At 41.9% G+C, this 13,121-nt stretch carries 8 protein-coding genes; 2 read left to right on the forward strand and 6 right to left on the reverse strand.

Annotated elements, in window-relative coordinates; all coding sequences use genetic code 11:
- Positions 1-394 precede the first annotated feature (394 nt).
- On the forward strand, positions 395-748 hold the full coding sequence (locus KV40_RS12105) for a hypothetical protein (RefSeq protein ID WP_052055584.1): 354 nt from the start codon (positions 395-397) through the stop codon (positions 746-748).
- Positions 749-938: 190 nt separating this feature from the next.
- Here KV40_RS12105 and KV40_RS12110 read toward each other — a convergent pair whose 3' ends face one another.
- From KV40_RS12110 to csaB, 4 genes are all read right to left on the reverse strand, one after another.
- Positions 939-1,997, reverse strand: a complete 1,059-nt coding sequence (locus KV40_RS12110) for an anthranilate phosphoribosyltransferase family protein (RefSeq protein WP_036481543.1) — start codon at positions 1,995-1,997, stop codon at positions 939-941.
- Between the two features lie 11 nt (positions 1,998-2,008).
- A complete protein-coding gene (locus KV40_RS12115) occupies positions 2,009-2,986 on the reverse strand; it encodes a LysR family transcriptional regulator (protein ID WP_036481546.1) in 978 nt (325 codons plus the stop codon).
- A gap of 243 nt (positions 2,987-3,229) precedes the next feature.
- Entirely contained in the window at positions 3,230-4,099 is an 870-nt protein-coding gene (locus KV40_RS12120; RefSeq protein ID WP_036481548.1) for a hypothetical protein, read from the reverse strand.
- A gap of 198 nt (positions 4,100-4,297) precedes the next feature.
- The gene (gene csaB / locus KV40_RS12125) at positions 4,298-5,344 is read right to left on the reverse strand and encodes a polysaccharide pyruvyl transferase CsaB (RefSeq protein ID WP_036481551.1); all 1,047 of its coding nucleotides are present in this window, start codon (positions 5,342-5,344) and stop codon (positions 4,298-4,300) included.
- Between the two features lie 129 nt (positions 5,345-5,473).
- Between csaB and KV40_RS12130 the strand changes: the two genes are divergently transcribed.
- Entirely contained in the window at positions 5,474-7,183 is a 1,710-nt protein-coding gene (locus KV40_RS12130; protein WP_036481554.1) for a dynamin family protein, read from the forward strand.
- Positions 7,184-7,235: 52 nt separating this feature from the next.
- Here KV40_RS12130 and KV40_RS12135 read toward each other — a convergent pair whose 3' ends face one another.
- Both KV40_RS12135 and KV40_RS12140 read right to left on the reverse strand, forming a co-directional pair.
- Entirely contained in the window at positions 7,236-8,462 is a 1,227-nt protein-coding gene (locus tag KV40_RS12135) for a 2,3-bisphosphoglycerate-independent phosphoglycerate mutase (protein WP_036481556.1), read from the reverse strand.
- Positions 8,463-8,483: 21 nt separating this feature from the next.
- On the reverse strand, positions 8,484-13,004 hold the full coding sequence (locus KV40_RS12140; protein ID WP_036481558.1) for a chemotaxis protein CheB: 4,521 nt from the start codon (positions 13,002-13,004) through the stop codon (positions 8,484-8,486).
- Positions 13,005-13,121: the final 117 nt, after the last annotated feature.

The following is a 13,121-nucleotide window of genomic DNA, read 5'->3' on the forward strand; positions in this document are numbered from 1 at the left end:
CTCTTTGAAAAAGGACGTGCCGTCTTCAACGGCTGTTCGGCAACGCTTCGACGCTTTGCGTCGTGCAGCTATAAGCTAAAAGCCGATTATTAAACTTAATTCGGTGTGGTCTACCTAATTGAACGCAGTAAATTATCGAACCTGGAAGAAGCCAAGAGGCTGTTATAGCGACGCTTGCGGCAATAGCCACTGCATTCATACACTCCGTCTCTCTAACAGCTTCTAACTTTTGTTAGACGGATTAATAGGGTTTTTCTAGTTATTCTAGTTTAGTGTTTGAACCTTATAGCTATTAATAGTTGAATTTTGCTCTGGTAACAATTGCAATTTCATCTAAATAAGCCACTAACTAGTAAAACTCTAAGACAAAAATTTAACTTCAAAAAAACTAATTATGATTGAATTACTTTCTCAAGCAATCGCTCAACTCGGTTCTTTGGTTAAAAAGATCGGAGTTACCAGCCTTTTAGCTGCTGGTTTAGTAGGATTGATACTATTGACTAGTAGTCCTAGTTACGCGGCTCAAGGAACTACCAAAAATGTCGATAGCGACGTTCTTGAAAGCAGCAACCCCGAACGTCCCACGAATAAGAGAGAGTGGGAACAGCAAGCTAGTCGCACAGAAGATGCTCCTTTAGAAAGACTAAAAGAAATTGGCAAAGAGTCAGTAGAAGCTGTAAAAGACATGGGTGGAATGTATAAGGATAATGCTAAAAGAACTGCTCCTGATGAGCTAGCAGATAGCTAAAAGAAAAGAAGAAATATTAATAAGATAAATACAGACATCATTTAATTTTTTAATTTTTATCTGGTGTCTGATTTTTTTATCTGGCAATCAATTGATAGCAAGGACAACTTCAGAAATTCCGATTATTTCAAAATATCGTTGGTGGTTTAGAAGTGTTATGTATATTAAATTATTTTTACTTTGAGTATTGCTACTTGCCTTGTTCTGTTCTTATCTCCTCACGAAAACTTCGTAACTGAGATAATTTATCAGCAATTTCTCCTTTTATCAGCATCTTTTCTGCGCAATCGCAACCTGCTGCGATAGTCTGACAAATTCCCAAACGCCAGAGATAAAAACCACCATTTAAAATTGCGGTAGACATCAACTCGCTTTTTTTTCCTTCAATTACTGCCCGAATTTCCTCAATTGCCAGTGGTTCTGATTCTAGCGTTAGATCTTTGCCTCCTAAATCATAATCTGACGGATGCAGCAACAGTCGTTCAAAGTCGGCGTGGGGCTTTTTGATGCCAATTATCGCGGTACGACTGCGAGCGAGATCGCAACTACCTTCTAAGCCTTTAACTGTAGTGTAGTCTTCAATTTTTCTGAGAATAAATGTCTTTTGAAAGCGTTCTTCTGTAGGAGGATGTACGAATCCTGCCACTATACTTGTTTGTCCGACGACAGGACACCAAATTAATTCTAAAGTAGCTAAGGGAGGGCGTTTGCCAATTTGTTCTCGATAGGGTACGAGTTGATGTGCCAGAGGGAAGTATTGGGGTAAATAAACAAAGCCAATTTTGGTTTTGCTTAAAAATGCTTCAGACTGAACTAAAGAAAAACTGGCAAAGTCTACACCTAACTTTTGCCAAATCTCGATTGTAGGAATGCCGTATTTGGTAGGCATCCGTTCGCCGCCGTGCATAATAACTGAAAACCCTGCGGTAGCTAAAATTAGAGCGGTAATCGGAGTTACGGGAACGGTACGCGATCGCCCGTCGTAAGGATTGCCCAATACTATTGCTGGTTGGGAATTGCAGGTTAATTTTTTCCCCAGGCGATCGTAAGCATCAAGCATTCCTGCCAATTCTTCAGGAGTAGGACGTTTGATGCGATGAGCGATGGCAAATGCACCGATTTGAGCGGGTGTTGCTGTTTGCTGCAACATCATTATCGTGGCGGCTTCGGCTTCGCTGCGAGTTAAATTTTTTCCCGTATGTACTCCACTCCCAACTTTCTTTAATAATTCTCGAAACTCATCACTCATAACTTATCTAATCATACTGTTTGAAAATTATCTATTAAAGTTTGGGTACTAGAAGATTTAGCAATCTTTTTTACTAAATGGTAAAAATGAGCTATGGGAGGTATATCGAGGCGATCGCTGGTAGTTACCATCACTACTTGGCGAGTTAGAGTATTTTGCCAGAGGTTTCTAACTATAGTCGAGGAGTCGATTAACTTGGGCTTGGCAATCTTTCTTACTGCCAGAGTCGGATCTTTATTAGAGTCGATTAAAGCTTTGTGGGGTAACAAGGCTACTATTTCTCCCTGCCTAACGACACCGCGAAAAGCATCTAAAGTATTTAACTCCATAATTGGTTTGAGGGGTAAATTTTGACTGGAAAACCAGTCTCTAACCAATCTTTGCATACCATAACCATCTTTAAAAACTGCTTGAGGATAGTCCGCCAAATCTTGAAGGGACACGCGTTCGCATTCGGCTAGTGGATGATTGGCAGACATCAATACTTCAATTTCTTCTTCGTACAGCACCTCAATTTCTATTTCTGCCGAAGCGGTAAGAAAGCGATTATTCATTACGATTGCCACATCGATCAAACCATCGCGCAGCACTTTTAAAGCGCGATCGCTACCCAATGCAGTTACGCGCAACTGAATTTCGGGATAATCTCGGCAAAATTGGCGTAAAATTGGCGGCAAATAATAGGCACAAACCGAATGAATTGCCGCTACGCACAGTTCTGGTTGCTTGCCTGCTATTAAATCTTTACATTCTGCGATCGCTTTTTCCCATTCCTGACAAATTCTTTGGGCATGAGGCAGCAACTTTTCTCCACCAATAGTTAACTTAGCCTGAGCGGTACGGTGAAATAACGACAATCCCAAATCTTGTTCTAAAGATTGTATCTGACGGCTAATGGTCGATTGAGTTAAACCACACTGTTTGGCAGCCTGTCCGAAATTTCCCGTTTGCGTTATGGCTAAAAAAGTTTGTAGTTGCTCGATTCGCATGATTGTTGCGCTGCCAGCCTCCTAACCCGATGCAGATTATCTTTTTGACAATAATCTATTTCATCTTGGGGTTCGGTATTAATAGCAACATTTGCCTGTAAGTAGGGAAGTATTCCAGGCAGGGGAGCGGGGGCAGGAGCAGGGAGAAATCTTTAGTTAAGAAATCCTTCTGCACCTCCGCATCTAGCGAAGTGATGCCTCGAAGCGCGAAGCGATGCCCCTCTGCTTTTCTTCTTGCTCGAACTAACTTTTACGAGGAAATTTGGGCAGTTTTACCGCTGCTAGAGATTCAATTTTGGTTTGTTCCGATTTAGCGATCGCTGGAGCGAGCCATTTATGAGTTTGTCTAGAAGCATTATTTGGTGTAGATTGAGAAGTTTCTGGTAAAGGCAGGTTTTGTTCTCGCATCGCCATCGACCATGCCTGAATTGGTTGATTTTTTATGCGAGTAATTTTAGCCGGTGTAGATTGAGAAGTTAGTAAAGTATGACGCTCGTGCATATTTAGTGTAGAGTCATCTTGTAGTGCTTTATCTTCTTGTCTTCTCAGACGGGCAGACAGTTTTTGTATTTGTTTGTCTTTGTCGAGCAACTGATAAGTTTTTTCGTTATGATTTTCTTGCAATAAGGCGCATTCTCTTTCCAATCGAGCAGTATGTTGTTGCGATGATTCTAATTTCTGTGCTAAATGATTTAAGGTATCGCGATCGCTTCTAGCTTCTTGCCGAGAAATTTCTAGCTGTTCTGTTAGCAGAGAAATCTGTTCGAGGCTGTGTTCGATTTGCGCTGCTTGTTTGGCTATAGTAGCATCGCTGCTATAAGAGGTTTCTAGTTGTTTTTGTAGTCGGTTATCTAAATCGGCTTTTTCTTGCTCTAGTTGAAATACCTGTTTGAATAGTTTGCGGTTTTGTTCGCGCAACTTGTGAGCTATTTTATGCCAGTCGATCTTTTGCTTGGGGTTACAAGACTCTTTTGCGTCCTCAGAAAAGGTGCGATCGCTATGACTGACTACTTCATCTTTTACCACTTCATCAACGGTTATTTCTATAGTTTTTACGAGTTCGGAATCAGATTGGGCATTGAAAGAAGTGGAATTTTGATTGACTTCACTCATAAGATTTCAATAGTGCTAAATAGTTCTAATTGGTTGTCCGATTGGCTGCTCCGTCAATATTAACGGAAACGATAAGAGATTTTGGCATAGCATTAAGTATAAATACTAATTACCAAGATAACTTTTTGCTTTGTAATAGCTTTATATTCAATTAGATAAAGCTTATACTCAGCTTTAGTAATTGCCAAGATCGCCGCCCTAATTAATAGAGTTTATTAACAGTTCTTGATGAAGCAAAGCTCGATCTATCAGCGATTCGATTCGGGTTTTGTCTAAAGCTTCTGCATTCGTGTAGTTTTCGAGCCAAGCCATGCTAATAGTGCTGGCAGCTTCTGGTAAATGTGCCAGTTCCCATCCAGGTAAATCTAGTTCTTCCATCAGTTGAGTGACTTTAGGATCGTAACTGAGAGCAAAACAGCGGCATTCTTCGGCGGCTGCCATGATTAAACTATGAAGCCGCATACCAATTGCCATTTCTACCCCTCTAAAAATACCTTTCAACTCTTTGGGGTTTTGCGTGGTGATAATTTGGCTGCAATTTTTTAGCTGCGCGGCAATCTGTTTGGCGATCGCTAGATCTTGACTCTGTTGAAAGGGTACGAGCAAAATAAAACATTGAGTTGCAGCTTGAAATTCTATCAGTGCTTTAGTTAAAGTTTGCAGACGTTGGGGAGTTAGCAGGAGATGAGAACGTAGAGTTACTGCTACCCTGGGGGCTGGTAAATCCCACAAGCCACTAACCGCAGAACTCTCTAATGCCCAAACGGGATCGGGAGCTACCAAAGGCGTAAAGTTCCAGTTGGTTAATAACTCTGCTGAAGCTCTATCTCTAACGCTAATAGCAGTACAGCCTGATAATACCTGTCTTGTCAGCCAACGAGAAAAGGAGCGATTGAGCGGTCCTATTCCCTGCGCCCAGGCAATAGTTTTTAAACCGCGCTGTTGCGCTAACGCCATCAAGCCAGCGTAGTAAACTGGACTGGTAAAACTAGTAGCATCCTGCATCAAACTACCACCACCCCAAATAAAGATATCTGAAATTTTCAAAGCCTGGAGTAGGGAAAATGCCGAAGTACGATTGCAGCTAGCCACACCGTAAAATTTTTGCGTTGCTTTTGGGTTGGCAGAAAGCACGATTGGCTCTACTGTTTCTGGCAGCATCTGTAGCAAAGTCATCAATAAGGCTTCATCTCCACCATTACCTTTGCCATAATAGCCACACAACACTGCTTTAGTCTTACTCATCGTTTTTAAGCCAATCTTTCTTTCGCTCAGTATATATTGATGTGGGAAAATAGTAGAAAGAACCGATTCTCCTAAAGCCTAAAGCTTATATTTAAGTATTACCTTACCCGACGACTACGTTAACCAAAAATGAGCGATTTAATAGTCGATAAACAGCTAGTCCAGCAGAAATCTCGTCTAGGTAACTTGCTGCATCAGTTAAAAAACTTTGCCGCAGAGATTAAAAACCGACAATTACAGACAACTATTGAAAACTTAAGAAAAAATCTAGACGAACCTTTTTTGTTTGTAGTTGTGGGTGAGGTAAAAGCAGGTAAAAGCAGTTTTATTAATGCTTTACTACAAGAAAACATCTGTCCGACCGCTGCCGAACCCTGTACCGATCTAATTCAGCAAATTGTCTGGAGCGATCGCCCCTATGATAAATTTATCAGTCCCTATTTAAAAAAAGTTGGTTTGTCGGTTGAAATTTTGAAAACCGTATCGATTGTCGATACCCCTGGTACGAATACAGTTATTGACAATCATCAGGCAATTACCAAACAGTTTATTCCCAACAGCGATTTAATCTTTTTTGTTTTTTTTGCTAAAAATCCCTATACACAAAGTGCTTGGGAGTTGTTAGACTACGTCAATCTTCAATGGCGTAAAAAAGTAGTTTTTATCTTACAGCAAGCCGATCTGACCAAGCCAGAAGAATTAGCCAAAAATCGAGCCAACCTGGAACAGTTGGCAAAACAAAAAGAAATTAGTGCGCCGATTATTTTTGCTACTTCAGCCGAACTAGAATTTAATGGCGAAGCTAATAGCGGTTTTGCTGAGGTTAGAAACTACATTAACAATACTCTGGGTGCTAATACTCAAAAACTCAAGCTCCAAGGTGTTGCCAATACTACCGCCGCAATTGTCAAACAGTTAGGACAAGAACTGGACAATTTACAGCAACAGCTAGAAATCGATCGCGCCGTAGTTACCAACATTGAAACTAAGCTACAGCAAAACAAACAACAGTCTGGTTTTGAGTTAGATTCTCTAATAATTAGATTGCTGGCTAAATATGACTCAATTACCAATCGCGTCAAGGTTGAATTTCGCGATAAGCTAACTTTGCCAAATTTAATCAAAGGTTCTTTTACAACTCTATTTAGTGCTAACAAATCCGCTCCTCTGTGGATGGAAGAATTAAAGCAAAGTTGCGAAGCCGAACTCAAAACTTCGCTGCGAGACATATCTCAAGATGGCATCGAGCATTTTATGAGCGGTATTCGTCAGCTATTGCGCGATTTGCTAGGAGACTTACAGCAAATGAAAATCGATCGCGTCGATAGTAGCAATATCATTATCGAAACCATTGAAAACCGTCAAGAAGTTGTAGAAGTCGTACAGCGAAAAGTTGCTGGTTTGCTAGACGGTCGCGATTTCTTAAGATCGATCGAATCGATTAGTGCGAGTGTCGCCCCCACTTTTTTGGGCGGTAGTGCGGCAACTGTGGCGGGAGGCGCGATCGCTGCCATTACCGAAATTTTAATTTTAGATATTATTGGTACTGCGTTTGCTGGAGTTGGTATTTTATTTGCTGGCGGTGCTTTATTGCTCAAAAAACAACAAATGATCGCTCGCTTTGAAAATAAACTGGAGGGTGAAAAAGTACGCTTCGAGCGGGAACTAAAAGATAGATTGGGTTCCAAACTGGACATTATTTACGAAGAAATAGACCGTAATTTTGTCGAAATCTACAATTATGTAAAGGATGAAGAAGAAAAAGTTTTGCCTTTAATTGACAAATTTCGACAAATAGAAATTGACAGTCAAAATAGCTTGCAAAACATTGAACATTGAACATTGAACAACAAGGGTCTAGCTGCTCATTGCTCATTGTTTATTAATAGATTTAAGCACCAAATTTTTCTAGTCGTCCTGCATGAGCTAAAGCTAGACCCATTAAGTGAGTACCAGGGCGAGTTCCTAAAGACCCACGCATACAAGAATATTCATCAAAGCTGTCTACGGCATCTATTTTAGCAGTGGCAGCAGAAAGCATTACTGGGACGGGATGCCAGCTATGTTTTCCCATAGTGGAGGGTGTGGAGTGGTCGGCAGTTACAATTAACACATCTGGATTGAGAGCGGTTACTTGAGGTATGAGGTTATCTACCATCTCAATTGTCTTTACTTTATGATCGAAATCTGCATCTTCGCCATAGCTATCGGTTTTTTTAACGTGCAGAAAGTAAAAGTCAAAGTCATCACCATAGCAATCTGCCAGTGCTTGAAAACGCTCTTCTACCCCACCTGGATGTGGTAAAATCTTCATTCCCAATAAACGACTAACGCCACGATACATTGGGTAGTCAGCAATACAAACTCCATCGAGCTTGAAGCGATCGCCCAAGCCAGGTAAGGGATGGTACTGCTCGAAACCTCTTAATAAGATGCCATTGGCTGATTGTTCGTCGGCTAAAACTTCTCGAACTCGATCGATAAAGGTACTTACTAAATGTGCTGTCAGTCGCGCCGCTTCCGAATTTGGTTGAGGTTCGTGGGGTGCAATTCCAGTCTGTTGGGGATCGGTATCGGGTAAGTCGCCGCTCAATCCCGATCCTCTTAAAACTAGTACCGCTCGATGCTCGCTCACGGTTTTAAAGAAAAACTCGCCGTCAAAATCTAGCTCTACCTTATCGCGAATTTTTTGACAGAGGTGTTGATTTAGTTCGGTAGCAATTCTCCCAGCGCGGCGATCGCTGACTTTTCCCGCCTCGTCGATAGTGGCAAAGTTAGCCCGTGCTGCTACGTCTCCTTCTTGCAGTTCGAGATCGATACCCATAGCCGACAGGACACCCCTACCCAAACTGTATCTCAGGGGATGATAGCCAAAAAGAGTCAAATGTCCGGGACCGCTACCTGGAGTAATGCCTGGACCGACAATTTCTAATAAACCGCAACTGGATTGTTTGGCTAAGGCATCCAGATTGGGAGTCTGAGCTACTTGTAGTTCGGTTCCGCCACGGCTAATATCTGGCAGACCACCTACACCATCGAGAACGACATAAATAATTTTGCCTCCTCTAGGTATGGCTAATTTTTCCCAAATTTCGCTAATGTCTAATGGTATGGTCATAAAAATGAGCTACTAGAGTTTTTAAGTCCATTTTCGGACTATCTCAGCTAATTTTTCCATATCTATGGGTTTGCTTAAGTAGTCGTCCATACCTGCCGCCAAACATTTTTGGCGATCGCCTTCCATAGCATGGGCAGTCAAGCCAATTACTACAGTATGAGGGGTGTCAGAGTCTGAGTTATTACCGTCGGCTTCCCGTTGTCGTAGAGTTTTAGTAGCTTGATAGCCATCTAAGATTGGCATCTGACAGTCCATTAACACCAGATCGTATTTTTTTGCTGCCAACTTATTTAATGCTTCTTTCCCGTTAACCCCATAGTCGGTTTTGTAACCCATAGCTTCAAGCATAAAGATTAATAAATCGCGATTGTCGGGGTAATCTTCGACAACTAAAATCGAGGTTGACGCGGCTGCCTTGGTATCGGTTTTTTGCGTAGTATCAAAAATTGAAGAATTGGCGAGCGCAGGTTGCGCTGCTATTCTCAAGGGAACGCTGAACCAAAATGTCGAACCTTCACCAACGGTACTTTCCAAACCAATTTTACCGTTCATCAATTCCACGATCCGCCGACAAATAGTCAATCCCAAACCAGTGCCTCCATACTTGCGCGTGGTAGAACTATCGGCTTGAGTAAATGGTTGAAACAGATTTTGGCGATCGCCTTCGGGAATACCAATGCCTGTATCTCTAACGCTAAAGCCAACGGTAATAGATGAAGTTTCTGCCTGAGAATGGTTTATCGGGTAAACTTCAATGGTAATGTTGCCTCGTTCTGTAAATTTTAGAGCATTGTTAACCAGATTACCCAAAACCTGCTGCAATCTAAATTCATCACCAATGAGATATTGAGGTAGCTCCGAAGCAGTATTAGCGTTTAACTCAATACCTTTAGCATCAGCTTGGGGGCTAAAAGAGTCGAGCAAATTTTGCATGACTGACTGAAGGGCAAATTCGCTCTCTTCCAGTTTTAGTTCCTTAGCCTCAATTTTAGACAAATCGAGAATGTCATCGATTAATGTCAACAGTCTTTTGCCGTTAGATTTGAGAGTCTTTAAAAACTCGCGCTGTTCGGAATTGAGTTCGGTAAGTTCTAGTAGCTGTCCGACGCTTAAAATAGCATTCATGGGGGTGCGAATTTCATGACTCATATTGGCTAAAAAGTCGCTCTTTGCCTGATTGGCAGAGTCTGCTGCCTGGGCGACAGCGATCGCTTCTTCTAATGCCCGATTTTGACGCACTAATTCGGCTTCGATCTGTTTGCGATCGCTAATATCAATTATCGTTCCATAAAGCTTTATCGGCTGAGAGCGAGATCTATCCTCACAAATAGCTCTGCCTATAGTGTTGAGATAGCGTACTTCTCCATCTGGGCGATCGCAACGAATATCTAAGTTATAGGGAGTACAGTTAGCTAGTAACTGCTCGAATGCCTCGCGTATTGTCTGACGGTCTTCGGGTGGATGTAGCTCCAGCAATTCTCCAAAAGTTGGAACGGGTTGCTTGGGATCTAAACCATAAATATCAAACAATTCTGCCGACCAAACAGCCCTGGCTAGAGCGAGATCGAACTGTTTGCCAACTTCCATTTCCCAACTGCCCATACGAGCTAGTTTTTGGGCTTCTAGTAGTTTGGTTTCACTATCTCTTAAAGCTTGTTCTGCCTGTTTGCGATCGGTAATTTCTACGATTACCGAGCCGACACCCCGTTTGCCATCGAGTAAATCGACGGGATAGTAACTGGCATTCCAGCAACGTTCTACTGTTGGCTCGGCAAGAGTACTACCGCAAATCTCGACATTACATCTCGGTTGAGCGGTTTCGATTACTCGGCGCAAAATTGGTTCTATAGTATCGGCTAGTTCGGGTAAAATTTCTCTAGTAGTTTTACCGATATGTTCTTCTACAGAAAAACCATTGATATTAGCTAATGCCTGATTGATGCGTACGTATTTTAATTCCGAGTCGTGGAGGCTCAAACCAGCAGGACTAGTAGCATACAAACTTTCTAACAGAGAATTTGTCTGATGGAGTCTTTCTTCTACCTGTTTTAGTTCGTCAATTTTGACAAAGGTAACTACTACACCGTCGCTCTGCCCATTTTCCTGCAAATAGACATTGACCCGCATCAATAAATGCTCTTTTGTTTGGGAAATACTTACTTCTTGCTGGAATGACTTTTTTTTGTCTATAACCTGCTGCAAAGTTTCTGCAAGATTGGGGTAGTTTAAATTGTTAGTCAGATCTCTTATGGGACGACCAATATCTTTGGATCTAATATTGATTGCTTGAGTTGCCGCAGGAGTAAATTTACGAATATTAAGATGGCGGTCTAAAAATACCACACCGATATCGGTACTGCGAAGTAAGTTATCGATATCATTGTTGAGTTGGGTTAGTTCGTCAATTTTGTTTTGATGTTCGGCATTGACGGTATATAGTTCTTCATTGACCGACTGTAATTCCTCGTTGGTGCTTTGCAGTTCTTCGTTAGAAGCTAACAGTTCTTCATTAGTCGCCTGTTGTTCTTCATTGGTAGTTTCTAATTCTTCAATTGTTACCTGCAAGTTTTCGCGGGTTTGTTGCAGTTCGTATTCTAGTTCGGTAAGCTGTTGTGCTGCTTCTTCATCTACTTCAAATCTTCTAGTAGAAGACGAGGATGCAACTGGCTCTTCTATTTCTAAGACGACGATGAGATAATCTTCTAAAGCGGTATCGTCTGCCTTAAAACCTATACGCAAACTAACCGTAAGTTCTTCTTCATCTCGCCGAATTTTAATTCCCGTATAGAGAACAGAGGCGCGATCGCGTTTGGCACGATAGAGAGCAGTAGTAAGGGGCAGTCTGAGACTGGGATTGACGATTTCGGTAATGTCTAGCATCGCTTCGCCAATAGGAAATTCTAACAACCCCGCCGCATTATGAAACACTCGCAACAGTTGGTTCTCTATATCGACTAAAACACAGGTAATTTTGCGGTCGCTCAAACAATACTTAAATACTTCTTTTAACAACCGCTCTACGCGATCGTTTTTGGATTTGTTACGAGTTATAGATTGAATGGGAGTAACTACAGTGCGCCTAGCAATTTGTCCTAAAGAAAAAGTAACATCACGCCGCTTGCGGAATAGTTTCCACTTTGATTCTAAGCAGTTAAATTCATCATTCAAATCACCTAAAGTTTCCGAACTTCCTAAAAACAAGACACCTTGAGGAGCCAGAGCAAAATGGAGCAAGCGCAGTACCTGTTGCTGTAGCTGAGGCTGCATATAAATCAGCACGTTGCGACAGCTAACCAGGTTCATTTTAGAAAAACCCGCATTTTTGGTAAGGTTGTGAGGTGCGACGATTAGCATCTCTCGCAAAAAACGCTTGACCTGAAAGCGATTACCGCTAAAGGTAAAGTATTTTTCCAGGCGTTCGGCAGAGACATCATTGCTGATGCTGTCGGGATAAACTCCTTTAGCGGTTGTTTCTAAAGCATTATTATCAATATCGGTAGCAAAAATTTTGACTTTGATTGGCTTATCGACTTTGGCAACTGCTTCATCAACCAACATCGCCATCGAATAAGCCTCTTCTCCACTCGCGCAAGCCGTAACCCAAATTCTTAACTGTTCTTGCGGTTCTAAGTTCTCAATTATCTTAGGCAGTACCCGATCTTCTAAAAATTTCCAAGCTGGTTTATCGCGAAAGAATTGAGTCGCGCCGATTAATAAGTCCTGGCGCAGTAGTTTTTGCTCTTCTTCTGAATCTTCAAGCAGGGCGATATATTCTTCTAGGTTTGAAATGCGGGTCAAGGCACAGCGATGGTGAATGCGACGGGAAAGAGTACTAATTTTGTAGTGAGAAAAGTCAACTTCTTCCCGTTCGGCGAGGATATCTAAAATCTGTTGCAGACGTTCTGGATCGATTAAAACCGCTTCTTCTGGTGAAGCTTCGGGAAAGTTTTCCGAATAGCGGATCAGTTCGTATACGGTTTCGGCAAGCTCTTGAGGGGAGAGAATTTCATCTACCGAACCAGAAGGTATGGCGCTACTGGGCATACTGGTAAACTGCGCGGTTTCTGGAGACTGTACCAAACCGATACCGCCAATTTTACTAATTGCTTTTATTCCTTTAGTTCCATCGCTACCAGTTCCCGAAAGCACGATCGCAATTATTTTTTCTCCCCATCCTTCTACCAAAGATTGAAAAAATTTATCGATGGGATAATCAAAAGATTCGGGAGATTTAATTAAGTGCAGGCGACGATTTCTTAAGACTAAATGTTTTTTGGGTGGCAAAACATAAACTCGTCCAGGTTCGATTGCCACTTCGTCTTGGATGGTACTAACGCGCATCGAGGTCTTACGCTGTAGTATGTCGCTCATCATACTCTCAAAGTCTGGCGAGAGATGCTGCACGACTACAAAAGCGGCATTAGGATGGTCGGGTAAGTTACTAAAAAATGATTCTAATGCCTGTACTCCTCCAGCAGAAGCTCCAATTGCCACAATATAAAAGTTATTTTGCTGTTTTGGCTGGGAAGAGGATTCGCTCATTCTATATCTAGATTCAGATTAATTCGCGATCGCCTCGGTAAAATTAAACTCCTTAGCAGAGCCACGACTTGGATGCGATTAAGGTAATACGCTTTAAAAAGCTTTTAGCCGTTAGCC

This window comes from Myxosarcina sp. GI1 (assembly GCF_000756305.1).
GTDB lineage: Bacteria > Cyanobacteriota > Cyanobacteriia > Cyanobacteriales > Xenococcaceae > Myxosarcina.

Coding starts and splice junctions, on each gene's coding strand:
- KV40_RS12105 (WP_052055584.1), top strand. CDS start 395: ATGATTGAATTACTTTCTCAAGCAATCGCTCAACTCGGTTCTTTGGTT.
- KV40_RS12110 (WP_036481543.1), bottom strand. CDS start 1,997: ATGAGTGATGAGTTTCGAGAATTATTAAAGAAAGTTGGGAGTGGAGTA.
- KV40_RS12115 (WP_036481546.1), bottom strand. CDS start 2,986: ATGCGAATCGAGCAACTACAAACTTTTTTAGCCATAACGCAAACGGGA.
- KV40_RS12120 (WP_036481548.1), bottom strand. CDS start 4,099: ATGAGTGAAGTCAATCAAAATTCCACTTCTTTCAATGCCCAATCTGAT.
- csaB (WP_036481551.1), bottom strand. CDS start 5,344: ATGAGTAAGACTAAAGCAGTGTTGTGTGGCTATTATGGCAAAGGTAAT.
- KV40_RS12130 (WP_036481554.1), top strand. CDS start 5,474: ATGAGCGATTTAATAGTCGATAAACAGCTAGTCCAGCAGAAATCTCGT.
- KV40_RS12135 (WP_036481556.1), bottom strand. CDS start 8,462: ATGACCATACCATTAGACATTAGCGAAATTTGGGAAAAATTAGCCATA.
- KV40_RS12140 (WP_036481558.1), bottom strand. CDS start 13,004: ATGAGCGAATCCTCTTCCCAGCCAAAACAGCAAAATAACTTTTATATT.